Here is a 25,229-nt window from a genome sequence, read left to right on the forward strand (position 1 = left end):
AATTGTCAATATTATAAATATATAGACAACTGACTGTCAGGTAAGTTAATATTTACCTATCATAATAGAAATCTACCATCATGTAATCGAAATAAAGGAAGAAGGAGGTGGCTTTTGTAAAAAGTGATGTAAACGCTATCAGGAAACCATTAGCTCCATCTTGTTTGTAAGAGAAGTAAGGTAATCACATCATTATTTAATTGAGGGAGAGATAGTTTTGGCGAGGAAATTTTCAATTTTCATGGTTTCATTTCTAATAACGATTTTCGTTTTTGGACAGGACAAATATGTTTCTGCTATGTCATCTGCTAATACACCAGACCCGATTTTACACGTAGAAAACCAAAGGATTAAAGACGGATACTTCACGAACTTAAATAATCAAGTTGATCAGCTGAAAGGAATGGATGAAGGAACGATTATTGTAAGATTTCAGTATACAGGTTCGTCCATTATGTCCCTTTTTTCTTTAAGTAATAATCAAGTCAGTGCCGGCCATTTTCATCTATACATTACGCCTTCAGCTATAGGAAGTGAAAATCGCTTTGAGAAACCTGGAGAAACGAAGACGAATGTCCATGTTAATGCCCAGGTGAAATTAAAAGAAAATCAAGTTCATACCCTTGCGATGGTTGTAGACAAGGAAGAAGGGTATAAGTATTTTTTAGATGGTGAATTAATTAAGGCAGATACACAGACTCCGAGGAAATTTTTAAGTAACATTTATGCTCCAAACAGCTCACAATTAGGACGGACGGAACGGTCATCAGGCAATCAATATCCATTCAACGGTAATATTGATTTTGTGAAGGTATTTAATGAGCCGCTTTCTAATGAGGTACTAACAACAATTACTGGGGAAACCAAAGCTAAATCATTAGAAAACCCGTTACCTGATACAGTAACAAAACCTCTAAGCATTTTTTATCCAGGCTTCATGGATTCAAATAATTACCGAATTCCTGCGTTGCTCTATACTGAAAAAGGAACACTGATTGCGGGGATTGACCGCCGTGTTGTTCACGGAGGGGATTCTCCAAACAATATCGATGCTGTAATCCGACGAAGCTTTGATCAAGGGCAAACATGGGAAGAAGACGGAATTGTCATCAATGATTACCCGGATCAAGCATCTAATATTGACTTGACATTGTTACAGGATAAATCCAATGAAAGAATTTTTACGCTTGTTGACGGGTTTCCTCATGGAGCTGGACTTATGGGGGGCTTTGGTACAAATGCGTATAAAGGAACTGGTTTTAAAACTGTAGATGGAAAGGTATACATGTATTTAAAAGATGAAAATAACAAGGAATACACAATTAGAGAAAATGGAATCGTGTATGACGAAAGTGGAACACGTACTGAATATTCGGTTGATGAAGATAGAAATTTATATTTAAAAGGTGAAAAAATAGATAACTATTTCAGCCAAACTTCACCACTAAAACCTTTTAAGACATCTTATCTTGAGCTGTATTATAGTGATGATGAAGGAAAAACATGGACAGGACCTATTGATTTAAATGATGAAGTAAAAGAGGAATGGATGATCTTTTTAGGTACAGGTCCAGGAAACGGCATACAGTTGACCGAGGGACCATATGAAGGAAGACTAGTATTTCCTGTTTATTTTCTAAATGAATATAATAAACAGGCGAGTGCCATTATTTATAGTGATGATCATGGAAAAACATGGCACCGCGGGGAATCACCAAACGAAGGCAGGGTAGTAGGAGAAGAGATCATTAATGAAAGATATTTTACTAATAGTGCTCATGAAATTACAGAATCACAAGTTGTCGAAATGCCGGACGGCCAGCTAAAATTATTCATGCGAAATTACTCAGGCTATGCACAAATTGCTACAAGCTTTGATGGTGGAGAAACATGGGAATCTGATGTAGTGACTGAGAAGGCTTTAACGGCACCATACAGTCAAATGTCGGCTATTCGTTATGAAGGACAGGTTGATGGCAAGGAAGCTGTCATCTTCTCTAGTGCAAGCGATCGTGTTAGTAGAGTAAATGGAACTGTTAAGGTCGGGTTAATTGAGGAAGATGGAACATATGAAAATGGCCGGACAAAGTATTCTTTTAACTGGAAATATAGCCAGCTTGTTAAAGAAGGTCAATATGGATATTCTAGTCTCACCAACCTATCAAACGGTGATATTGGCTTATTTTATGAAGGAACGGCTAATACTGCAATGGATTATATCAAATTTAATATGGATTTCTTAAAATCAGAATGGCAGAGGTACAAACCAGCACCAAAACCAGTAATAACCTCATTTAATAGTTTATCTAAAAATCCAATACCGTACCGTCCGGGCGATAAAATTCAAATAGAGGTTGTATTTGATGACTTTGTAATGCTAATTGGGAATAAACGCATTAACGGCTTAATAGGAGGCAAGGAAATACAGTTGGACTTAGTCAAAAATACAGATAATTTCCGTTTCATATTTGAAGGAGTTATTCCAAATATTAAACCAAGAGCATATACCGCGGAGTTTAAATTGGACAATAATCTTTCTATTTATAATGTTTATGGTGAATTATTTGAGGCAACTGATGAAGCGGCCGAATACACAGAAAAGATGATCATAAGAGCGGAATAAATTAAGTACCAGAGCTGTTACGAAAAGTCATACAATATTGATCTATTCGTAACAGTTTCTTCTAATACTAAAATTATTTCTATAAAACTCTGGGCATTACATTATGTCCACTCTATAATTTAAACATCAGCTTCTTGTATTATAAAATTGGAATGCTGTTTTCAAATTTTGGAGGTGGATGAGATGACCATGAACCCTATGAATACAATGAAAGGTGTAAAACCGTCCATTGTAATGGAGCAAAATAAGCATACATTTACGAAATCAGAAAATAAAATTTATGAATACATTAGAGATCATACTCAACAGGTGCTCTATCATTCTTTAACAGAGTTATCAGAGGCTAGCGGTGCAGCGGAAGCAACAGTTTTACGTTTTTTTAGAAAACTTGGATTTAAAGGGTTTCAGGATTTTAAGTTTTTGTTAGCACAAGAAAACTTGTTGACAGCACAAAAAGATAGCCATGAAACCATCATTAAAAAAGTAAGAAATAATATGGTACAAGCAATAAATGAGTCATCTGAAATTATCAGCTTAAAAGATTTGCAAGCTGGAATAGACATGATCAATCAATCGGATGATGTAGTGATATTTGGGATTGGATCTTCAGGAATAGCTGGGTTAGATATGCAAAATCGCTTAATGAGAATTGGAAAACATGCTAGTGTTGTCACTGACTCACATTTTCAAATCATGAGAGCATCGTGTATGAAGGAGAACTCGATTGTCATTGCTATTAGTCATACAGGCAGTACAAAAGATATTGTTGATGCTGTAGAAATTGCGAAGGAAAATAAAGCTAAAGTGATTGCCTTAACTAGTTATGTTAAATCTCCATTAACAAGGTTTGCTGATTTAGTATTATTGTCGTCCGCTAAGGATAGTCCATTAGATAGTGGATCATTAGTATCTAAAATCTCTCAATTGTATCTTATTGACCTCCTATGTACCGGACTTGCTATGCAAAATTTTGAAAACGCAAAATCAATTAACATGAAAACATCTAAAAATTTATCAAGTAAGCTTTACTAGGATTTTTTGTAGGGTCAGAGAAAATAAATAGTTTCAGATAATTAGATTTCAACAATACGGGGAGGAATTGTCTTGAAAAAATATTTGATAGCAGCAATTGCATTAATGCTCTCTATAGGAGCATTTATCGGGGTCAAAGCAAGCGCTTCCGAAAATGTAAAATCAGTCGAAAGAATAGCATGGGAACATGCAGGAGAGTTGGAGGCACAAAAGGGATATGAAAAGAATATAGGAACAGCTGGAGTGTTATCAGGTTCTTATAAAAATTATTTAATCGTAGGAGGAGGAGCGAATTTTCCTTATGAAACCGTATTAAATGGGGGGACAAAGGAACATTACTCTGATATATATGTATTTAAAAAGGGTAAAAATAAATTAACTATGGTAGAACATACTAATCTTGATCATAAGATAGGATATGGATCTTCCATCACTACAGATAAAGGGATTTACTATATTGGAGGAAGTCCAGATAAAGAATATGCAGACGATATTCTGTTCCTAACCATTGATAAAAATAAAAAATTGAGCGTAGAAAAAATAGGAGATCTGCCATTTACGATAAGTGATGGTATCGCAGTTGAGAAAGATGGAAAATTGTATATTGGACTTGGTAAGCAAAATGGACAAAATAGTAATAAATTATATGAATATGATTTAACAACTTCTGCAACTAGAGAATTAGCATCAATACCAGGAGAAAGTGCTAGAAATCAAAGTGTAGCTCAACTATTAAATGGAAGCATATATGTATTTAGTGGTGGAGGCTCAACTGCTTATACTGATGGGTATAAATATGATATAGAAAAAAATACATGGTCAAAAGTTTCATCAGTAAAAGTGGATGAAAAAGAAATTTCTTTACTAGGAGCAAATTCAGTAAAATTAAATAATGATGAAATGCTGGTAATTGGAGGCTTCAATAAAGAAATTTATGATAATGCAGTTAAAAATTTAGGTACATTAACAGGAGAAGAATTAGCAGCTTTTAGAACTAAATATTTTAATGCTGATCCTCATGAGTTTAATTGGAATAAACATATTTTAATATATAATGCAAAAAATGATACTTGGAGATCGATAGGAAAGGTTCCATTTGATGCACCTTGTGGCGAAGGCTTAGTATTAATGGATAAAAATATTTTTTCTATAAATGGAGAAATAAAACCTGGAGTAAGAACAAATGCAATTTATTCAGGAACAATACTCAACAATTAAATTATTTCTAGATATATTGATAGTTAATTAACTAGAATAGCCGACACGAACAACCAGACAATTAGAAGATTTGATGTAAGGGCAGCAAAGATATTGAAGAAGCAGCCAAATCGAATGATTTGGCTGTTTGCATACATCAAACTTGATTCTTTTTATAGTAGTTATTTAGCGCTCTCAAAAAAATGTTGCTGATTTTAATGAGGATATCAATGAGCGGGTTAAAGATGTAAATGATGAAGTATCAAAAATGTAGTATCGAACCTCTGCTTATCTATAACAGGTACTTATGCTCTCTTCACTCGTACAATTGAGCAATTTATATCGAAAAGTAGCTGAAAAGCTGGTCGACGAGATTGTTGTTGAAAAAGAAGGAAAGCGTCATAGATGATATGACGCATTTTCTAGTTCGTTTACTTGTTGTACGTGAATGTCTTCTACATCTATACCTATATCAATAGCCTTTGGGGCAGATTCACAAACCTCAACATTATTTATAGAGACAGAATCAGCCCGATTTTCTCTTCCATAAACCTTTATATCGGCACTAGCACTTTTGAAACCCTTAAGAGAAATATTATTTAATACCACATTCCTAGCTCGATACTGTACAGCGATAACTGGGTTCCCTTTATAGTCGTAATCCGGGTCACCAATCAATGTAAAATGATTGATTACGACATTTTTATATGCAGAGACAACCAATCCACGTGGCGTCGAATCTTTATAAAGTTCAGTAAAAACAGGATTAATGGCTGCAAGATTTATAGCAGTAATATTGTATGCCGATTTTGATTCGGTATCTGTGCTTATGTGGTGACCGATATGGCGGAAGTTATAGGATCGATTATCATTTACAGAAATATGACCGATAATTTTTACATTCGAGGCAGCAGAGGAATTTTGATGTGCCTTACTTTCAATGCCTCCGAAGCACCTCGTTGTTGAGTTATTAACCAAGAGAACATTTCTTGAACCATCATCCACTTCAATCCCATTTGAATTTGAAAAACCTTCCTGATGGGCACGACCGCTCGGGTCACACATATGGGAATGAGAGATGAAAATATAGTCGCTATGGTGAGTCGTAATCCCGTCATCTCCAAAACCATAACCAGTTAAACCATCCAGCCAAACATATCTACTCCCGCCACAAGCACGAAATCCATCTCCAGCATAATTGTATAAAGTTGAGGAAATATCAAAGCAGTGGAGTCCTGGATTCACACCTTCAACATCCTTCACCCAGCCATACTCGACATTCGCATACGTTAAACAACTAGAATGATTGCCCCAGGTACTCGTCTTTTTAGCATCCCCAAGCCTTTCGACATTCCAATCAAGCGTCATTCCCTTAACAAATATATGATGATTTCCTCTCCAATGGTTGGCATTGGTAATTAATACAGTTCCCTTTGGAGCCGTATGATGTAATTTGATCGTGGTCTTACTTTTACCAGCCCCAATGAGATAGGTCCAAGATGGCAAAACTATTCCTTTTGTAATAAAGATGCCCTCAGGAATGTTTACTTTAACGAATCCCTTTCCAATCGCTCTTTTAAAAGCGGCTGTATTATCTGTTCTTCCATCCCCAACCCCGCCATAATCCTCAATATTTACTTCCCTAGTCAATCTACTCATTAAAACTTCATACTCTTTATCTAGCTCCAGCTTCCATTCAGGATACACATCCCCTTTAGAATCAACGTAAATCTGTGTAGGTTCCAAAAGGCTATAGGGCTTGGCAAATAATCGAAACAGTCTCTCTATGATTTTTTTCGAAAAAGGAACGGAGATGGGTGTCATGTTGAATTGTGCCGCAGGCTCATTCACCTGGCATTGCTGGAAAAGCTGTTCTGTCTCTGATATGGCTTTTTCTATATCAAGATGTTTACCGGAAATCTCCGAAAGCAGTCCCCCATTGTCTCGTGGTTCATGGAATTTATTGAAATTCATCACTTTTCTTCACTCCAAGATAAAAACAGTATAAAACTATTATTGCCTTTTTAGGTGGAAAAGCTCTAGTAAAGTGGAAACAGCCCATTATTCTATATCTCTAAAGATAGAATCCTGCTGCTAACATCCCTATAGGAAAGCTTCCTGCAATAAAAAGCCTCGATATACTAACCTTTCCATATAAGATAACGGTTCCAATTTTTTGATCCCACGTAGACATTCCATGACCCTTTAGGTCCCGGTAGGAAAAAAAGAAGCAAATAAAATTTACTATAGGGATTCCAAATCCCATACCGGCAGCACTAACAAAAATGCTTCGTTTGAAGGCGGTTTTGAAATTGAGTTTTTCACCATTTAGGCTTTTAATCTTAGTATTTAAGAAAGCCCTTCCAAAAGTATTGCCGAAAATTGCAATGATGGCAGGCTCAACAATAATCCAGAGATTCAAACTTATGATAAATATATATAAATTTGAGAATTCCGCAACGAATGCTGGAAATAAAATAGATACAAATAGAATGAAAAGTATTGAAAATAAGCAAAGGTCCAAAAACCTAGCAAGGTATCGTACATAGGGTCTTCCATGAGGATAGGTTGCTTCTTCGTATTCTTCTTTTGTTTTAAACTTATCTGGGAGTAAGTGAATTCTAGTGGATTCAAAAATACTGTCTGTAAAAACATCAAGACTTTTTGCCGTTTGCCAGCTGTTCATTGATTTGTTCCAAACAAAGGTGTCACCTGAGAGTACTTTCTGTTCTAATAACTTCTGTAATTCAAATAGGCATACAGGACCTTGCTGTTGCGAATCCTTAATAAAAAACCAAATATTTTCCTTATTTGATTCCATTTGATCGCCCCCAATTAGGTAAATTATACCACGTGCGGTTTATGACCTTTTTTGTCAGTTTTGTGTATTTTGTATATTTTTTCACCAATAGCTTAAAAATACTAACATACGTTCGGAGGTGGATGTTATGGAAGGTAAGAATTATGAGGAAATTTATGAAGAGTACAAGCATCAAAGTGAGCAGCAGGCCCAGGTAGAGGCAGCTAACAGCAATCCTGAAGGAAAGGAGGAATTTGTAGCCGTTAGAAAAAATGATGATGGAGATATTATTGCGTTTAAAACAAGCTCAGGAAGAGAACTGGATTACATTACAGCTTTAACGGAAGCGAAATCAGGACAAATTGCCCGTGTTGATGTTTTTCATAAATACGGAAGAGATATTATTCGCAGTGAACCGGATGGGATAAAAGAAAACAATCTTGACAGACTGCCTGAGTTTTAGTTTCGTTAGTGGAGTGGCACAAAGAGGCCGCTCCCTTTTTCCTTTCATTAGAAAAAGGATTTTTACCACTTTTATGGAATATAATGAGTTAAAAAAGTGATTTTTAGGGGGGAAAGAGAGTGAAGACTTTGAGATTAATAGGGGCTTATAGCGGGATTGGAAGTCTTATATTTTGTAGTTTTATTTTATTATATAACCCTTATACTCATTCAAGCGTAGAAGCAGATGTCTTCACTTCGTTTACTGTTATGTACTTAATTCCTGTTTCATTGGCTATCTACGCAAGCATTTTCATCAAACCAAAACTGCTTATACTTTGTTCCCTCTGGGCACTACCGCTCAGTTTATATTGTTTAGCAACTCCAGGCGTATTTAAATTTCTTATTATTTCACCTATTCTATCCTTTATTGTAGGAATATTAATGTTCAAGAATAAGAGAACTAACTAGAGAAAAAGGGGAAGATTATGTTTTTTTTACTTCTAACTGGAATGATTATTTCTTTTGTGGTAGGTGTTGTGTTTTTACTAAACGGTGAAATGGTGTTTGGCATAATTGCTTTGACAGCAGGTATTTTGTTGCTGCTGTTTGTACTATTTTATTATGGAAAGAAAAAGTATCGAAAAAAGAAGAAGCTAGATTGTACGCCAGACTGCCCAGATTTTGATTGCGGACCAGATTGTGATGGAGGACCAAATTGTGATTAAACTAAAGATGTTAACGGATATTGTACCTTGTCACCGGATGAAGTCTAGAAGTTTAACCATTAAAGGTCATACGCTGCCATTATGTGCGAGATGCACAGGGATCTTATTGGGGTATTTATTTTTTCCTTTATTATTTTTATTTGAATTAAACTTTCCACTCTGGCTGGGAATCGCCTTAAATCTTCCGATGGTTTTGGATGGTTGGACCCAAAAAAGGAAAATTCGAATGAGTAATAATCCATTAAGGGTAACAACAGGAATCGTAAGTGGTTTAGGTCAGAGTGTCATCATCGTTAGTATCAGCCAAAGTATTATTTCTCTTGTATTGTAACAAAAGTACGCTATTATCCGGTTCATACTCGTCCCAAAAAGCATAGTATACGATAGGACGTGATGAAAGGGTGATGTGGATTGCTGGACGCTTTTTTTGAGTTTTTATCACAGCTAATCTCAATGGTGTATCAATTTATCTTGTATATTTTAGAAACACTTCAAAATATTTTATAAAAGGTCGAATGCGAGGCCTTTTTTTTGTTAAAGTAGATTTGACTAACGGAAGTGAATTTATTCATTAAGGGAGAAACTTATGATAACACTATACATAACAAGGCATGGCGAAACCGAGTGGAACCAAGAAAAAAGAATGCAAGGCTGGCTGGATTCAAATCTAACAGAAAACGGTATAAAAAATGCGGTATCTCTAGGTGAAAGATTGAAAGAAACAGAGTTAACCGCTATTTTCGCAAGTCCTAGCGGTAGGACGAAAGCCACTGCCAGCTTGATACGGGGAGAAAGAGATATTCCCGTCATTTACGATGAAAATTTAAGGGAAATTAAACTCGGTCAATGGGAAGGAAAAACTCATTCGTTGATTAAAGAATTGTATCAAACTCAATTTGAGGCATTCTGGAATGCTCCTCATCAATATACATCTGTTGAAGGAGAAACATTTGTAGAAACACGGGCTAGAGCCAGTAAGGTTTTAAATCGAATAAAAAGAGAATATAAATCTGGGAATATATTAATTGTTACTCATTCGGTTGTAATCAAATGCTTGTATTCATTTTTTAAGAATTTGCCCATTGAAACTCTATGGGATCCCCCATATATCCATGACACGAGTCTTACCATTGTAGAAATGGATGAAAATGGTTTTACACTTGTGTTAGAAGGAGATACAACTCATTTGGAATCTGTGAATTTTATATAGGAAAAGGGGTGGGGAAGATTAATAGAATAGAACCAGGCAAAGCTGCTGAACTGTTTACCTTGAACCATTATCCAAACTGTCATGGAGCCTTATTAGCAGGGAGTGTCGTTCGAGGTGAGGCCACAGAAACATCAGATCTTGATATTGTGATATTTGATAGTAATCTTAAATCTGCATATAGAGAGTCAGTCGTTGAATATGGTTGGAATATAGAGGTTTTTGTACATAATTTAACATCTTATAAGGACTTTTTTAAAAGTGATTGTGAACGAGCAAGACCTTCCTTGCCTAAAATGGTTTCAGAGGGAATTGTCATAAAAGATTGCGGTATCCTCGACCTCATAAAACATGAGGCAAATGAGTTATTAGATAAGGGTCCAGAAGAATGGTCTGCTGCTACCATAAAAGTAAAGCGCTATTTTATTACAGATGCACTTGATGATTTTATTGGCTGCACCAATAGAGCAGAGGAAATCTTTATCGCCAATACACTTGCTGAATTGGCTAGCGAATTTGTCTTAAGAACGAATCGACAATGGATTGGTACTTCTAAATGGATAGTGCGTTCGCTAAGGAACTTTGACGAGAAGTTTGCAGGACATTTTGTCGAGGCGTTTGCTATTTTTTATAAAACTGCTGATAAAAATAAGGTTATCGAATTGGTTGATGAAATCCTACAGCCATTTGGCGGACGACTATTCCAAGGTTTTTCATTAGGAAAATAGTCTAAGAGCCTGTAACCAAGCTTTAGACTATTTCTTTAAACCTCAATTTGTTTGATGATTTTTGCAGGATTTCCACCTACTACAACATTATCAGGTACATCCTTTGTTACGACTGCTCCTGAGGCAATTACGACATTATTTGCGATGTTGACACCAGGATTAATAACGGCACTTCCTCCAATCCATACATTGTTACCAATGGTCACTGGTTTTCCAAACTCTATGCCCGAAATTCTTTCATTGGGATTAAGGGGATGTGTCGCAGTATAGATGTGGACGCCAGGGGCAATAAAGCAGTTATCACCGATTCGAATTTCACATACATCCAAAAAGACACAATTAAAGTTTGCGTAGAAATTTTCTCCAACGTGGATGTTGTAGCCATAATCGCAGCGAAAGGTAGGTTCTATGTATATATTCTTTTTAGTAGAGCCGAATATTTCTTTTAAAAGAGCAGTCCGTTTCTCCTCATCGGTTTCGATTGTTTGATTGTATAATCTGGTGAGCCTTCGGGCGTTTATACGGTCTTTCAACAATTCTGGGTCCGCTGGATTATAAAGTTCAGCGCTCAACATTTTTACTTTTTCAGTTTTCATTGTATCTCCTTTTGAAGGTAATAAAAACGATTGTATCATAGTGTAATCAGCATGAACAAGAATGACCCTTTGTTCCCGAACAGCTAGACAATGAGACGAAGAATGAGTAAGCGTAAAATTACACATACTTTCCTCAATAAGACATTTACAAGAGGAGCAGTGTAATGCATTGGTATGAGAAACTAAATCAATATTTTCCTGTAGAGGAAATGAAGTCTAGAGAGCATATGGAAACTTTATTACGAGAGCGTTCTGATATTTATCATAAAGATGAAGGTCCTAATCATGTTTTGATGTATGCAGAATTAGATGATTTTGTTTTTATTGATTATCTATTTGTTTCAAAAGATGCGCGTGGGCAGGGACTTGGTCATAAGCTTATCGAAAAAATGAAACAAAAAGGAAAGCCAATCATTCTAGAAGTGGAACCTGTTAACTATAAAGACAGTGATTCCGGAAAAAGGCTGCATTTTTATAAACGTGAAGGCTTTGAACATGCCAATTCAATCGGGTATGAAAGGCGTTCGCTAGCTACAAATGAGGTAAATAAAATGGAAATCCTCTATTGGGCGCCAAATAAGGAGTCTGAAGAGTTGATATTTGAAGGCATGAGAAAAACATATAATAAGATCCATACCTATAAGGATCAACATTTTTATGGTGAATCCTATCAACCTGCTGAAGAGGTATTGACCTTTAACGAAGAAAATCAAAATCAAAACATTTTAGATGATATTTAAAAATCGTGCTTTACTCCTATGGGGGTAAGGCATTTTCTTTTTTTTGAAAGGATTAACAGGTTTAAATGATGAATATATACAGTTGAGAATACATAGGGGAGGAAAGTGGATGAAAAGACTTATAATTCCGGGTTTCATTTAGAGAGCTTTACTGGTCTGACACCAACGCATTCCATCGCGGTGCCTATGGAAACAAAATCATTCAGGAAGTAATTAATCAAGAAAAAGCTTTAATAGAGTAGATTAGTTGAAGCCTTACTTCTCTAAAGATAGGGCTTTTTATATTCATATAAAAGGTGGTAATAGGATGTTTGATCAATCTCCTTACACTTGTCGTGTGGAATGGGGCAGACGTGGAGCAAGAGAGGCAGCCAATCGTGGTGATATTGTCATTATTGTCGATGTCCTCAGCTTTTCATCAACAGTTGTTACAGCTTTAAATTATGATGCAGTGATTTTTCCATATCCTCCTAGCTTAGATGGGAAAGATTACGCACAAAGAATCAATGCGGAATACATTTTAGGAAGAGCAGAAGCAGCCAAAGCAGGGAAACCAACATTATCACCCGTATCCTTTAATGAGGAACATACAAATAAAAAGTATGTACTAACCTCACTAAATGGCGCCTTTTGTACATGGATCACTTCTAAAGTGCCTGCACTGTTAATCGGTTCTTTGCTAAATGCTTCATCCGTAGCAGCTGTTGCCAACCAATTAAGATTACAAAAGAATGCAAGTATTACGGTAATCCCCTGCGGCGAACTGTGGAGTGATGGAAAAGAAGAGGAAGATACACTTCGTCCAGCTATTGAGGATTATTTAGGTGCTGGTGCAATTCTATCGTATTTAGAAGGGAAAAAGTCACCAGAAGCAGAAGTTTGTATGGGGGCATTTTATCATGCAGAATCAAGGTTAGATGAATTGATTTGGGATTGTGGAAGCGGCCGGGAATTGCGTGAAAAAGGATTTGGGGCGGATGTGTTGCATTGCAGCCAATTAAATACATACCAAACGGTCCCTGTTCTAAGAGATAACCATTTTGTGAGGTTTAACCAATGATTAAGATAAAAATCCGACAGTATCAAGAGACTGATTTTAATAGGATTCAAGAGATAAATCGAGAAGAGGGCTGGAGTAATCTAGTTGAAAGGAATGAAGACACGAAGCAAGCTTGGGAAAATTCTACTGTATCATTTGTTGTAGAAGCAGAAGGTGACGGAGTTGTTGGCTATATTCGAGGGTTAACGGACACACGAACAACGCTTTACATTTGTGAACTATTAATTGATAAAAAGTATCGTGGGCTGGGTATCGGGAAGGATTTACTTCAGCACGTCCACCGTTTATACCCGAAAACAAGAATTGAAATGCTTGCCTCCAGTACATCGCGTTCATTTTATGAAGGACAAGGATATCGTCCTTTTTATGGCTTCAGGAAAACGTTGGAAGAATAAAGTTAGGAGTGATTTTAATGAAGAAAATTTACCTAATCAGGCATTGTGAGGCACAAGGGCAGCCACCTGAAGCATCACTTACAGAAACAGGCTTTAAACAAGCCATTCATTTAGCGAATATGTTTACCGAAATTCCATTTGACCGTATTGTTGCTAGTCCATATAAGCGTACACTGCAATCGATAGAGCCACTTGCAAAGAGAATGAATTTGGAAATAGAAACTAATGAATTATTAACAGAACGGGTGCTTAGTTCTGAGAACCTTACCGACTGGCTTGAAAAACTAAAAGCTACCTTTGACGATTTTGATTTGAAATTCGAGGGCGGGGAGTCGAGTTATGAAGCAGTGAATCGTATCGTGAGCGTAGTAGAGGAAGTTTTAAATAGTGAAGCCCAAAATACCATTATTGTTACACATGGAAATTTACTGTCATTATTATTAAATCATTATAATAATGAATTCGGATTTGATGATTGGCGGAATCTACGTAATCCTGATGTGTTTCTTTTGGTAAAAGAGGACAATAAAGTAACCTATGAAAGATTGGTAGTGGATTCAAACCACCAGCTATCTTTAATTAAACCAAGTGTAGATTTAGAGGAAGAATACCACTCATTTTATGAAGAATGGTTAGAAAGCAAGGAGGATATGGTACCTTGGGTTATAAAAAAAGACCCGTCAAACTTTGAGGCAATGGTCCAATTTTTAAAGGATAATGAGCAAGGAAGTAATCTACCTGAAGGCTGGGTGCCAGATTCAACCTTTTGGTTAATAAATGAGGAAAAGAGAATACTGGGTGTTGTAAATATAAGGCACCGTTTAACAGAAACTCTATTAAATAGTGGCGGACATATTGGGTACGGAATCCGCCCTTCAGAGAGACGAAAAGGATATGCGACGAAATTACTGTCATTGGCGCTTGAAAAAACTAAAGAGTTAGGAATTAGAAAAGCTCTGGTTTTGTGTAATGAAGATAATACAGGTTCCTTCAAAACGATTATTAATAATGGAGGTATACCCGATACAGACTTTGTTGAAGAAGATGGAAATATCATAAAAAGATTTTGGATAGAAATATAATAAATCAAAAATGTATTTGAATTTGAAAGGAAAAACCATGGAAGAAAACAAAACATTTAATTCTATTGATGAATACATCGTACAATTTCCAATTGAAGTGCAAGAAAAGCTACAAAAGATAAGGAATGTAATAAAGGCGTCGGCACCAGATGCAATAGAAAAGATAAGTTATCAAATGCCGACTTTTTACTTACATGGAAATCTAGTGCATTTCGCGGCCAATAAAAATCACATTGGATTTTATCCAGCTCCTAGTGGAATTGAGGCTTTTAAACATGAATTATCCGAATTTAAAAGTTCAAAAGGGGCAGTCCAGTTTCCTAAAGACAAGCCGCTGCCATATGAAGTAATTAGTGAAATTGTTAAATTTCGGGTTGCTGAAAATAAGAAGAAAGCAGAAGCAAAAATTAATAAGAGGAAATAGAGGAGAAATCGATGGGAAAAAGAAAAGAGGAAATTAAAGTTGTGATTGGAGCAGGGGAGTACAACAATAATCCAGGCTGGGTACATACACAGGAAGAAGAACTTAATTTGATCAATGAGAATACTTGGGATAATATGTTTGTTCGTAATTCCATAACTACGATCCTTGCTGAACATGTTTGGGAACACTTAACATTTGAAGAAGGAATGCAGGCTGCAAAACTTTGTTATCAATACCTAAAGCCTTTAGGGTATGTTCGTTGTGCGGTTCCAGATGGATTTTTTCCAAATGAGGAATATCAAAATATAGTAAAAGTTGGCGGTCCAGGTCCAAATGACCATCCCGCTGCAAGTCATAAAATTGTCCATAATTATCAAACTCTATCTAAAATGTTTGAAGCAGCAGGATATGAAGTAACTTTACTTGAGTATTGTGATGAGGAAGGTAATTTTCATTTCAATGAATGGCATGCCAAAGATGGAGTTATTTTTCGTTCAAAAAAGTTTGACCCAAGGAATAGAGGGGAAAAATTATTATTTCCTTCACTTATAATCGACGCAAAAAAGCCTTAAGTTAAAGTAGTGTGGGCAGGGAAACCTGCCCTTTATTATTAGTTTTGTTTCTTACCTTGGTATTTCAACTTAAACTCTGCTTCACTCATATTTGGATTCTTTCTTGGTGTAGTTTTGTTAAGCGCCTTCTTCAGCTCAACACTCGCATCATCGCCTGTATTATACTTCCCATCCATATCAATCCCTCCTTTTTATTACTTAGTATCAAACCTAACCCATTCGTTCATTCTTTATTTTTAAGGCTCTGTTATTATTCATTGTTGATTTTCGTTTGGGTATGAGAAGTAATAGGCGGAGAATTTCCGCTAATGTATATAGAGGAAGTTTTAGAAGTAGAAATAACCGGAGATATTCCGCTTAACTGCTCTAAATATGACAAAATCCATAGATTTTGATCATATAAGCGGAAAACCTCCACCTATTCTTAAGGAAATTTGGGTATTTCACAATTTAAGCGGAATTTCTCCGTTTATTTTCCAAACGTGAAATCAACATTCAGTTATAACACAGCCATTTTTAAAAAGAGGAAGGAGATGTTGATTCGAATATATAAATAGTGACATGTCTTTGTGTCTATTCTCCCGCATCATCACCACCGTCGTCTATGCCATCATCCTCAGCATCATTATCATCGAAAAACTCATTTATTTTTTCAATGATAGATGGTTTTGGTTCTAAAATTTCATCATCAATACTTGATCCCATAAAAGTTGAAATTGAATAAGTCTGAATCATTTGCTGCTTATTTTTTGTTAAGATAAAAAAGAGTATAGTAATGGAAAGAAGGACTAATAAAATTATTATTATTAATTTAATCAAATAAACCACTCCTAACCTTGTCCGTTATAAAAATCTATGAAGCATAAAATTATTTATACTCTTTTAAAAAGGATAAAAAGATTCAAGGGATGTGATTGTAATGTTTCAAGCAACAATGTTATTTATACTAGCAGGGATTGCAGAAATAGGAGGAGGGTACCTGATTTGGCAATGGCTCCGAGAAGGGAAGCCGTCCTATTGGGGCCTTATTGGCGGACTTGTATTAGCCTTGTACGGTGTAATTGCGACCTTTCAATCCTTTCCGTCATTCGGTAGAGTTTATGCCGCATACGGGGGAGTTTTCATTGTGCTCTCGCTATTGTGGGGATGGGGCATTGATAAAAAAGCTCCTGATTTGTATGACTGGATTGGCGGAGGAATATGTATAGTAGGTGTTTTAGTCATGTTATTGGCACCGAGACACTAAAAAATGAGCTTGGGATGTCCAAGCTCATTTTTTCTATTTACGTGCAAGCTCATACTGGGAAATTTTATCTTCATAATTCAGCGTTACGCCGATTTCGTCCCAGCCATTAAGCAGCATTTCTTTAGGATAGGGAGCAATATCAAAAGTAAACTTTAACCCTTGATTATCCGTAACCATTTGGTCTTCAAGATTCACTGTAAGTGAGTATTCCTCGTTCTCAGCCTTCCGCATAATACTTTGAACTTGTTCTTCACTTGCCACAATTGTAAGAATCCCATTCTTTACACAGTTATTTTTAAAAATATCAGCGTAGCTTTGGGCAATAACCACTTTGAAACCAAAGTCCTGAATCGCCCATGGTGCATGTTCACGAGAGGAGCCACAGCCAAAGTTTTCGCCAGCTACTAAAATGGAAGCTCCCTGATATTTAGGATGATTCATTGAAAAATCCTTGCGTAGGTTACCTTCATCATCAAAGCGCCAGTGATAGAATAAAAATTGTCCAAAACCGCTTCGCTCAATTCTCTTTAGAAATTGCTTTGGAATAATCTGATCTGTATCTACATTGCTTCGATTTAACGGGCAAACGATTCCTGTATGAATGCGTAGTGGTTCCATTTATAGTACCTCCTGTGCTGTGAACTTACGAACATCAACGAAGTGACCTGCAACCGCAGCGGCAGCGGCCATCTCTGGACTGACAAGGTGGGTGCGTGATCCGTTTCCTTGACGGCCTTCAAAATTACGGTTAGAAGTAGAGGCACAGCGTCCACCTGGAGGAACAATGTCATCATTCATTGCTAGGCACATACTGCAGCCAGCTTCACGCCATTCAAAGCCCGCTTCTTTAAAAATTTGGTCAATTCCTTCTTTTTCAGCAGCCAATTTGACACTAAACGAGCCTGGAACGACAATCGCCTTCACTTTAGGATTAACCTTGTGTCCACGTACAACATCAGCTGCCTTACGTAAATCACTTAACCGTGAATTGGTACAAGAACCGATAAAGACATGATCAATCTCTACACTTGAAATTGCTTGACCGGCTTCAAGCCCCATATATTGAAGGGCACGAGAAATTTCATCTTTTTTATTTGCCTTTTCTTCATTTTCTGGATTAGGAACAGAGGCTGTAATTGGGATACACATGCCTGGGTTGGTTCCCCATGTCACCTGTGGTTCAACTTCTGATGCCTCAATTTCAACCACAGCGTCATATTGTGCGCCTTCATCAGAGGCGAGTGCCTGCCATTTTGCTACTGCTTCCTCATAAGCTTCACCCTTTGGAACATGACGGCGTCCTTTTAGGTATTCAAAAGTTGTTTCATCTGGAGAAATCAAGCCTGCTCGTGCACCAGCTTCAATGGACATGTTACAAACGGTCATACGCTCTTCCATGGAAAGAGAGCGAATCGCTTCACCTGTATATTCCATTACATAACCAGTACCAAATTGAACCCCAAATTTCCCGATGATTGCTAAAATTAAATCCTTCGCCGTAACGCCAGTTCCAAGCCTTCCATTAACTTTCACATTCATTGTTTTTGGAGGTGCCTGCCAGAGTGTTTGTGTAGCTAGTACATGTTCCACTTCACTTGTCCCAATTCCGAACGCTAGAGCACCAAACGCACCATGTGTTGAAGTATGGCTATCACCACAGACAATTGTTTTTCCTGGCTGTGTTAAGCCAAGTTCAGGACCGATTACATGTACAATTCCATTGTCGGGATGTTGACGATCAGAGAGTTCAACGCCAAATTCCTGACAATTTTCTTTCAATGTATCTATTTGTTTTTTAGAAACAGGGTCTTTGATTACGTTTCGGTCACGTGTAGAAACATTGTGATCCATTGTCGCATAAGTTAAATCTGGGCGGCGCACTTTTCTGCCATTCATCCGTAATCCTTCGAATGCTTGAGGAGAAGTTACTTCATGAACAAGGTGCAAATCAATATAAAGTAAATCCGGTTTTCCTGCTTCTTGATGTACAACATGCTGCTGCCAAACTTTTTGAATTATATTTTTTGGTTTTTGCATAATGTCCTTCCTCACGTTTCTAGATTTAGTAAAGAGGGGGAGTTCATCCCCGGTTTAAAAAAGACCTTGATATGGAGAAGCAGCTGGACCAATGAGCCCAGCTGCGACTAGTTATACGTAACAGCTCATGATACATTTTGAGGCGTTTTGTGATTTAATAAAATCGACAATTAGACGTGTTATTTCCTCTGTTCCAACTTGTCGTCCTTCAGGGATATGAAGGTCAGCGGTATGGAAGCCACTATCTAATACAGACTGTACAGCTTCTTCAATTAGCTTCGCCTCATCGTTTAGTTGAAAAGAGTAACGCAGCATTAATGCAGTAGATAAGATCATGGCTGTTGGATTGGCAATACCTTTACCTGCAATGTCAGGTGCAGAACCATGAACAGGTTCATATAAACCCACTCCATCTTCACTCAAGGACGCTGATGCCAGCATTCCAAGAGAACCAGTTAAGACAGAGGCTTCATCGCTAAGAATGTCACCGAACAAGTTCTCCGTTACAATGACATCGAACTGTGTAGGATTTGTAATCAATTTCATTGCAGCTGCATCCACCAATACATGTTCAACCGTAACATCTGGATACTGTGCTTTTTTCTCTTCAACAACCTCACGCCACATCTTACTAGATTCCAAGACGTTTGCCTTATCAACGGATGTAAGGTGTCCCTTCCGTCCTTGAGCAGCCTGGAAAGCCTTGTCTACGATTCTTTCAATCTCCTTGCGAGTATAGAGAAGGGTATCCACCACTGATTGCCCATTATCACGGCGTTCACTAGGTGTACCAAAGTAAAGGCCGCCCGTTAATTCACGGACAATGAGCAAGTCACTGCCGGCTACAATTTCCTCTTTTAAAGGAGAAGCATGCAGCAAATTCTTAAATCCCTTAATCGGTCTTAGATTTGCATATAAATCAAGTGCCTTCCGAATACCAAGTAATCCTCTTTCAGGGCGTAAATGGGAGGGGTTGTTATCCCATTTCGGGCCGCCAACCGCACCTAATAGTACAGCATCGGCCTGCTTACAAGCGTCAACTGTTGTTTCCGGCAGCGGAGTGCCGTATAGGTCAATGGCTGCCCCTCCGATTTCATGGGTTTCGAAGTTAAAACTGTGGTTAAATTCTTCCGCAATAGCATTCAATACATCTTTTGCAGAATTAATAACCTCCTTGCCAATCCCATCACCAGGTAGTAATACAATACGTTTTTTCATTCGAAGCAACCTCCTCATCATTTTTAAATTCGCCTCGCGAAAAAGCCTTTTATGCTTGAGCCGATGCCGCTTGAACTAAAGCATTAGGAGCGTAAAATACTCGATTTACAGCATTCAAGAACGATTTGGCAGAGGCTTCTAATACGTCCTGGGCAGAACCGCGGCCACTTACCTTTACACCGTCAACGGTCATTTTCACGTGCACCTCAGCCAATGCGTCACGCCCTTGACCAACGGAGTTTAGTTTAAAGTCGGTTAAATGAATTTCTTCTTTTATTAAAGCTTCCAATGTGTTCATTAGTGCTTCAACGCTGCCTGAACCTGTACGAGCCGTTTCTACTCGAACGCCCTCTGGTGTGTTAAGTGCAACAGTGGCTGTAGGAAGGTTGGCTGAACCATAATGTACTTGGAAAGCAACAAGTTCATATTTTTTTACATCAACAAAGTCTGTTTGAATATCCGTTAGGATTGTAAATAAATCTTCATCGGTCACTTCTTTTTTACGGTCGGTGAGCTGCTTAAAAGCTGTAAAGGCTTCTTGAAGCTTTTCAGTTGATAAGGTAAAGCCCATATTTTCAATTTTATCTTTAAAGGCATGACGTCCAGAATGTTTACCAAGGACTAAATCATTCGATTGAATTCCAACCATTTCTGGAGTGATAATTTCATAAGTTAAGGTGTTTTTTAATACACCATCCTGATGAATTCCAGACTCATGTGCAAAGGCGTTTTTTCCAACAATTGCTTTATTTCCAGGAATTATCATCCCTGTAAAGCGGCTGACAAGATCGCTCGTACGTTTGATTTCTTTTAAAACTAGATTGGTTGTAAAAGGGTATTTATCTTTTCTAATATTTAGGGCGACTGCGATTTCCTCAAGTGAGGCATTCCCCGCACGTTCACCAATTCCATTAATGGTTCCTTCCACCTGGGTAACACCGTTTTCGATTGCCGCAAGTGAATTGGCAACCGCCATTCCTAAGTCATCGTGGCAGTGGCACGATAAAGCTGCCTTGTGGATATTTGGAACATTCTCACGTATATATCGGAACATGTAACCATATTCAGCTGGAGTAGCATAACCTACTGTGTCAGGAAGGTTAATGACTGTCGCTCCTGCGTCAATGACCTTTGTAATGATCTTGACTAGAAAATCAAGATCCGAACGAGAAGCATCTTCAGCAGACCATTCGATATGAGGGAATCTTTGTTTGGCATATGCCACCATATCAACAGAGGTTTGAATGACTTCCTCGGGTGTTTTGAACAATTTATATTTCATATGAATAGGGGAGGTAGCCAGGAAAACGTGCAACCTTGGTTCCGCTGCATCCTTTAATGCGTCCCACGCAATGTCAATGTCCGATTTGGTTGCTCTTGCCAGGCCTGTGACGGAACTGTTTTTAATACTCCGGGCAATTGCTCTTACTGCCTCGAAATCCCCTTGGGAGGAAGCCGGGAATCCGGCCTCCATAATATCTACGCCAAACCTTTCTAGTTGTCTAGCGATTTCAAGTTTTTCAAGCTGGTTTAAATTTACACCAGGGGATTGTTCTCCATCACGCAGTGTCGTATCAAAGATGTTAACGTGAACCATTTACCACCACTTCTTTCTTTTGGTTTACAGGTTTTTTAATAAATGGCATTAATTCACGAAGCTCACGGCCGACAACCTCAATTTGGTGTTTGTTTTCGCTGCGGTTAATCGCATTGAATTGTGGGCGGTTTGCTTGATTTTCAAGAATCCATCCTTTTGCGAAGGCACCATTTTGGATATCTGTTAAGACATCTTTCATGCGGGCTTTAGTATCTTCATTAACAACACGTGGTCCGGAAACGAAATCACCCCATTGTGCTGTATCAGAGATAGAATAACGCATGTTTTCTAATCCTCCTTCATATAGAAGGTCAACGATTAATTTTAATTCGTGTAAACATTCAAAGTAAGCAACTTCAGGCTGATAACCAGCTTCTACAAGAGTTTCGAAACCAGCTTTGATTAGGGCAGTAGTACCGCCGCAAAGAACGGCTTGTTCTCCGAATAAATCTGTTTCTGTTTCTTCTTGGAAAGAAGTTTCTAGTACACCTGCACGAGCAGAACCGATTCCTTTTGCGTATGCAAGAGCCAATTCACGTGCTTGGCCTGTGTAGTCTTGGTAAACAGCGTATAGTGCTGGTACACCTGCGCCTTCTGTGTATGTGCGTCGAACTAAATGTCCTGGACCTTTAGGAGCAACTAGGAATACGTCTACATCAGCAGGAGGAACAATTTGAGTGAAATGAACATTGAATCCATGTGCGAATACTAGTGCATTACCAGCTTCAAGGTTTGGTTTAATGCTTTCTTCGTAAACTTTAGGCTGCATTTCATCTGGAAGTAAAACCATTACAACATCAGCTTGAGCTGTTGCATCTGCTACTGAAGTTACTTCAACACCGTCTTCAACTGCTTTATCCCAAGACTTTCCTCCTCGTAAACCAACAACAACGTCAAAACCGCTTTCCTTTAGATTTAATGCATGTGCATGACCTTGTGAGCCATATCCAATTACTGCGATTTTCTTTCCTTGTAAAACTGCCTCTTGAATATCTCCGTTATATAATACTTTTGCCATTATAATCATCCCTTCGAAAATGTTTATTTTATTTGAGAGTAGGTAGTTAACTCGTTAACTTGTGGCTGATGCCCGCGTAAGAAGGCGGTCAATCCTGTTCTAGCAATTTCTTTAATTCCATATGGGCGAAGTAAGTCAATCAACGCATCAATTTTGTCTGGGCGTCCTGTAATCTGAATGGTTAAGCTATCTTTACTTACATCAATTACTAAGGCACGGAACGGGTCAATAATCCCGTTGATTTCACTTCGAAGCTGTGAGCTGCCGGCTACTTTTATTAGAGCCAGTTCACGTGCAACAATTGCTTTATCCGTAATATCTGAAACCTTTAATACATCAATCTGCTTGTTTAGTTGTTTGGTAACTTGTTCAAGGCGCTGCTCATCTTCGACTTCAACCACCAAGGTCATTTTTGAAATGCCTTCGGTTTCTGTTGGACCGACGGAAATACTTGAAATATTAAATTGTCTTCTCTGTAATAAACCAGTGACTCGGTTTAAGACACCACTTCGGTCCTGAACCGTTAAAGAGATAATCCGTTTCATGATGGTTTCACCCCAATCATTTCATGTATTCCTTTTCCTGGAGCGATCATCGGGAAGACCTTTTCTTGCTGTAATACTCGGCAATCCATTAAAACAGGACCGTCATAAGCAAACACTTCAGGAAGCTTTGTGATCAATTCTTCTTGGCTTTCAATCTTTAATCCTCTGATATGATAGGCCTCAGCAAGCTTCACAAAATCTGGCTGTGTATTAAGAATAGATTCAGAAATTCGGTTGCCATGTAATAATTCCTGCCATTGTCGAACCATACCTAGAGCACCGTTATTGACAATGATGATCTTGACTGGAAGGTTCTGTTCATAGATTACGGATAACTCTTGTAGTGTCATTTGGAATCCAGCGTCACCAACAATGGCTACTACTGTGCTTCCTGGAGAAGCCATTTGTGCTCCAATAGCAGCAGGGAAGCCAAAGCCCATAGTCCCGAGTCCGCCAGAAGTAACCCAGCGATGTGGTTTTTCAAAATTGTAATATTGAGCAGCCCACATTTGGTGCTGGCCAACGTCTGTTGTAACAACAGCATCTCCATTGGTTACTTTATGAATCGCTTCAATCAGCCATTGAGGAGACATCCCGTTAGGATTGTGTTTATACCATAATGGGAATTCTGCTTTATACTTATTTAATGTTTCTAACCAACCAACAGTATCAGGTGATTCTGCCGTCTGATTCATTAATTCAACCAATGCTTCCTTGGAATCAGACACAATTGGTATTTGTGTTGGAACATTTTTGCCAATTTCAGCAGGATCAACATCAATATGTGCAACCTTAGCATTTGGGGCAAAGTGTTTTAAATTCCCCGTAAGCCGGTCATCAAAGCGGGCACCAATATTAATTAGTAAATCTGCTTCGTACATTGCCATGTTAGCACTGTAGGTTCCATGCATGCCGCCCATCCCAAGAGAGAGAGGATTGGTTGCTGGTATCGTTCCAAGACCTAGAAGAGTGGTTACTACTGGAATCTTGTGTTTTTCAGCAAAAGCGGTCAACTCTTTAGAAGCTTTACCATGAAGAATACCAGCACCAGCAAGAATGACGGGCTTCATAGCCTTTGATATCGCATCCGCAAGTTTTTTAATTTGCAGTGGATTTGGCTTCGTTGTTGGTTGATAACCCGGAAGATGAATAGTTACTTCTTCAGGTATCTGTGATAATTCTCCTGCTGAAATATCCTTTGGAATATCAATTAAAACCGGACCAGGTCTGCCTGTTGAAGCGATATGAAAGGCTTCCTTTACAATTCTTGGCAAGTCAGAAATGTTTTGCACCTGATAATTATGTTTGGTGATAGGTGTTGTGATAGCCATTACGTCTGCTTCTTGGAATGCATCCGTTCCAATGACACCTCTTGCCACCTGACCAGTGAAAATCACTAGGGGTAAAGAATCCATCATTGCGTCTGTAATCCCAGTAACCAGGTTTGTTGCCCCAGGACCAGAAGTTGCGATGACAACCCCAGGTTTCCCAGTTATCCGGGCATAACCTTCAGCTGCATGAATGCTGCCTTGCTCGTGACGGAAGAGGACGTGCTTAATGCTGCCTCTTGCACGATAAATTGCATCATATATTGGAAGAACGGCACCACCCGGATACCCGAAAAGCGTTTCAACACCTTCATTAATTAATAAGTCAATGAGCAGGTCTGCACCCGTTTTCGGTGCCGTACTGGTTTGGACGTCCGGCTTTGCTTCTACTTTCACCTCGTAATCCCTCCTTATAGAAATCTACCTAAATAGTAAAAGGCCATTTTCGCCTCCGAATAAACTGCAGTTGAAAACAAAAGCAGAATATATCGGGGAGAAAAGGCCTTCCATTTCTCGGTACCACCCGGTTTTTACAGCATCCTCACGGACACTGCCTCTTGAAGCGGCTAAAAGGAATCACTTACCCGCTTCTTTTGGTAACAGGTGCTTAAAGAT

The 25,229-nt window shown here is 38.2% G+C and carries 27 protein-coding genes and 1 pseudogene; 16 read left to right on the forward strand and 12 right to left on the reverse strand.

The window, feature by feature from the left end:
• Positions 1-241 precede the first annotated feature (241 nt).
• The 3 genes from M3189_RS21045 to M3189_RS21055 all read left to right on the forward strand — a co-directional run bounded on the left by M3189_RS21045 (position 242) and on the right by M3189_RS21055 (position 4,873).
• A complete protein-coding gene (locus tag M3189_RS21045; protein ID WP_251637523.1) occupies positions 242-2,623 on the forward strand; it encodes a sialidase family protein in 2,382 nt (793 codons plus the stop codon).
• Between the two features lie 198 nt (positions 2,624-2,821).
• A complete protein-coding gene (locus M3189_RS21050; RefSeq protein WP_251637525.1) occupies positions 2,822-3,655 on the forward strand; it encodes a MurR/RpiR family transcriptional regulator in 834 nt (277 codons plus the stop codon).
• 72 nt (positions 3,656-3,727) lie between these two features.
• Positions 3,728-4,873 carry a cyclically-permuted mutarotase family protein gene (locus tag M3189_RS21055; protein WP_251637527.1) on the forward strand — a complete coding sequence of 382 codons (1,146 nt, stop codon included), beginning with the start codon at positions 3,728-3,730 and terminating at the stop codon, positions 4,871-4,873.
• A 378-nt stretch (positions 4,874-5,251) separates the two neighbouring features.
• Here M3189_RS21055 and M3189_RS21060 read toward each other — a convergent pair whose 3' ends face one another.
• The gene (locus tag M3189_RS21060; RefSeq protein ID WP_251637654.1) at positions 5,252-6,826 is read right to left on the reverse strand and encodes a glycoside hydrolase family 55 protein; all 1,575 of its coding nucleotides are present in this window, start codon (positions 6,824-6,826) and stop codon (positions 5,252-5,254) included.
• A gap of 100 nt (positions 6,827-6,926) precedes the next feature.
• Entirely contained in the window at positions 6,927-7,673 is a 747-nt protein-coding gene (locus M3189_RS21065) for an RDD family protein (RefSeq protein ID WP_251637529.1), read from the reverse strand.
• A 127-nt stretch (positions 7,674-7,800) separates the two neighbouring features.
• On the opposite strand from M3189_RS21065, the gene M3189_RS21070 reads away from it, so the two are divergent.
• The 5 genes from M3189_RS21070 to M3189_RS21090 all read left to right on the forward strand — a co-directional run bounded on the left by M3189_RS21070 (position 7,801) and on the right by M3189_RS21090 (position 10,756).
• Positions 7,801-8,115, forward strand: a complete 315-nt coding sequence (locus M3189_RS21070; RefSeq protein WP_251637531.1) for a DUF3892 domain-containing protein — start codon at positions 7,801-7,803, stop codon at positions 8,113-8,115.
• A 466-nt stretch (positions 8,116-8,581) separates the two neighbouring features.
• On the forward strand, positions 8,582-8,821 hold the full coding sequence (locus tag M3189_RS21075) for a hypothetical protein (RefSeq protein ID WP_251637533.1): 240 nt from the start codon (positions 8,582-8,584) through the stop codon (positions 8,819-8,821).
• On the forward strand, positions 8,814-9,152 hold the full coding sequence (locus M3189_RS21080; RefSeq protein ID WP_251637535.1) for a DUF2085 domain-containing protein: 339 nt from the start codon (positions 8,814-8,816) through the stop codon (positions 9,150-9,152). The genes M3189_RS21075 and M3189_RS21080 overlap by 8 nt, the downstream gene beginning before the upstream one ends.
• A 255-nt stretch (positions 9,153-9,407) precedes the next feature.
• Positions 9,408-10,031 (forward strand): histidine phosphatase family protein, encoded by a 624-nt coding sequence (locus tag M3189_RS21085; protein ID WP_251637537.1) that lies wholly within the window; start codon positions 9,408-9,410, stop codon positions 10,029-10,031.
• A 17-nt stretch (positions 10,032-10,048) separates the two neighbouring features.
• Complete coding sequence (locus M3189_RS21090) at positions 10,049-10,756, forward strand: nucleotidyltransferase domain-containing protein (protein WP_435368113.1); 708 nt, start codon at positions 10,049-10,051, stop codon at positions 10,754-10,756.
• 35 nt (positions 10,757-10,791) lie between these two features.
• Here M3189_RS21090 and M3189_RS21095 read toward each other — a convergent pair whose 3' ends face one another.
• Positions 10,792-11,352 (reverse strand): sugar O-acetyltransferase, encoded by a 561-nt coding sequence (locus M3189_RS21095; protein ID WP_251637542.1) that lies wholly within the window; start codon positions 11,350-11,352, stop codon positions 10,792-10,794.
• Between the two features lie 164 nt (positions 11,353-11,516).
• On the opposite strand from M3189_RS21095, the gene M3189_RS21100 reads away from it, so the two are divergent.
• From M3189_RS21100 to M3189_RS21130, 7 genes and pseudogenes are all read left to right on the forward strand, one after another.
• Complete coding sequence (locus M3189_RS21100; protein WP_251637544.1) at positions 11,517-12,092, forward strand: GNAT family N-acetyltransferase; 576 nt, start codon at positions 11,517-11,519, stop codon at positions 12,090-12,092.
• Between the two features lie 307 nt (positions 12,093-12,399).
• Positions 12,400-13,152, forward strand: a complete 753-nt coding sequence (locus tag M3189_RS21105) for a 2-phosphosulfolactate phosphatase (RefSeq protein ID WP_251637546.1) — start codon at positions 12,400-12,402, stop codon at positions 13,150-13,152.
• The gene (locus M3189_RS21110; RefSeq protein ID WP_251637547.1) at positions 13,149-13,547 is read left to right on the forward strand and encodes a GNAT family N-acetyltransferase; all 399 of its coding nucleotides are present in this window, start codon (positions 13,149-13,151) and stop codon (positions 13,545-13,547) included. Before M3189_RS21105 ends, M3189_RS21110 begins: the two co-directional genes overlap by 4 nt.
• A 17-nt stretch (positions 13,548-13,564) precedes the next feature.
• Positions 13,565-14,026: pseudogene (locus M3189_RS21115) on the forward strand (histidine phosphatase family protein); the annotation flags it as partial.
• Positions 14,027-14,098: 72 nt separating this feature from the next.
• On the forward strand, positions 14,099-14,629 hold the full coding sequence (locus M3189_RS21120; RefSeq protein ID WP_251637656.1) for a GNAT family N-acetyltransferase: 531 nt from the start codon (positions 14,099-14,101) through the stop codon (positions 14,627-14,629).
• 37 nt (positions 14,630-14,666) lie between these two features.
• Entirely contained in the window at positions 14,667-15,053 is a 387-nt protein-coding gene (locus M3189_RS21125; protein WP_251637549.1) for an iron chaperone, read from the forward strand.
• Between the two features lie 11 nt (positions 15,054-15,064).
• Positions 15,065-15,625: a class I SAM-dependent methyltransferase gene (locus tag M3189_RS21130; protein ID WP_251637551.1), complete on the forward strand. Its 561-nt coding sequence runs from the start codon at positions 15,065-15,067 to the stop codon at positions 15,623-15,625.
• 38 nt (positions 15,626-15,663) lie between these two features.
• Here the strand turns inward: M3189_RS21130 and M3189_RS21135 are convergent, their stop codons facing one another.
• The gene (locus M3189_RS21135) at positions 15,664-15,801 is read right to left on the reverse strand and encodes a hypothetical protein (protein WP_251637553.1); all 138 of its coding nucleotides are present in this window, start codon (positions 15,799-15,801) and stop codon (positions 15,664-15,666) included.
• Positions 15,802-16,198: 397 nt separating this feature from the next.
• Complete coding sequence (locus M3189_RS21140) at positions 16,199-16,444, reverse strand: hypothetical protein (RefSeq protein WP_251637554.1); 246 nt, start codon at positions 16,442-16,444, stop codon at positions 16,199-16,201.
• A gap of 100 nt (positions 16,445-16,544) precedes the next feature.
• Here M3189_RS21140 and M3189_RS21145 point away from each other — a divergent pair, with 100 nt between their 5' ends.
• Positions 16,545-16,871: a YnfA family protein gene (locus M3189_RS21145; RefSeq protein WP_251637556.1), complete on the forward strand. Its 327-nt coding sequence runs from the start codon at positions 16,545-16,547 to the stop codon at positions 16,869-16,871.
• Positions 16,872-16,904: 33 nt separating this feature from the next.
• Here the strand turns inward: M3189_RS21145 and leuD are convergent, their stop codons facing one another.
• The 7 genes from leuD to ilvB all read right to left on the reverse strand — a co-directional run bounded on the left by leuD (position 16,905) and on the right by ilvB (position 25,010).
• Entirely contained in the window at positions 16,905-17,489 is a 585-nt protein-coding gene (gene leuD / locus M3189_RS21150) for a 3-isopropylmalate dehydratase small subunit (protein WP_251637559.1), read from the reverse strand.
• The gene (gene leuC / locus M3189_RS21155; RefSeq protein WP_251637561.1) at positions 17,490-18,908 is read right to left on the reverse strand and encodes a 3-isopropylmalate dehydratase large subunit; all 1,419 of its coding nucleotides are present in this window, start codon (positions 18,906-18,908) and stop codon (positions 17,490-17,492) included. It lies immediately after the preceding gene.
• Positions 18,909-19,019: 111 nt separating this feature from the next.
• On the reverse strand, positions 19,020-20,126 hold the full coding sequence (gene leuB, locus M3189_RS21160) for a 3-isopropylmalate dehydrogenase (protein WP_251637563.1): 1,107 nt from the start codon (positions 20,124-20,126) through the stop codon (positions 19,020-19,022).
• A 49-nt stretch (positions 20,127-20,175) separates the two neighbouring features.
• Entirely contained in the window at positions 20,176-21,723 is a 1,548-nt protein-coding gene (locus tag M3189_RS21165; protein WP_251637566.1) for a 2-isopropylmalate synthase, read from the reverse strand.
• On the reverse strand, positions 21,710-22,741 hold the full coding sequence (ilvC, locus tag M3189_RS21170; protein WP_251637569.1) for a ketol-acid reductoisomerase: 1,032 nt from the start codon (positions 22,739-22,741) through the stop codon (positions 21,710-21,712). The genes M3189_RS21165 and ilvC overlap by 14 nt, the downstream gene beginning before the upstream one ends.
• Positions 22,742-22,764: 23 nt before the next feature.
• The gene (ilvN, locus tag M3189_RS21175) at positions 22,765-23,286 is read right to left on the reverse strand and encodes an acetolactate synthase small subunit (protein WP_133370386.1); all 522 of its coding nucleotides are present in this window, start codon (positions 23,284-23,286) and stop codon (positions 22,765-22,767) included.
• Entirely contained in the window at positions 23,283-25,010 is a 1,728-nt protein-coding gene (gene ilvB / locus M3189_RS21180; RefSeq protein WP_251637571.1) for an acetolactate synthase large subunit, read from the reverse strand. Before ilvB ends, ilvN begins: the two co-directional genes overlap by 4 nt.
• Positions 25,011-25,229 lie beyond the last annotated feature (219 nt).

Source organism: Neobacillus niacini, from assembly GCF_023715415.1.
Lineage (GTDB): Bacteria > Bacillota > Bacilli > Bacillales > Cytobacillaceae > Neobacillus > Neobacillus niacini_C.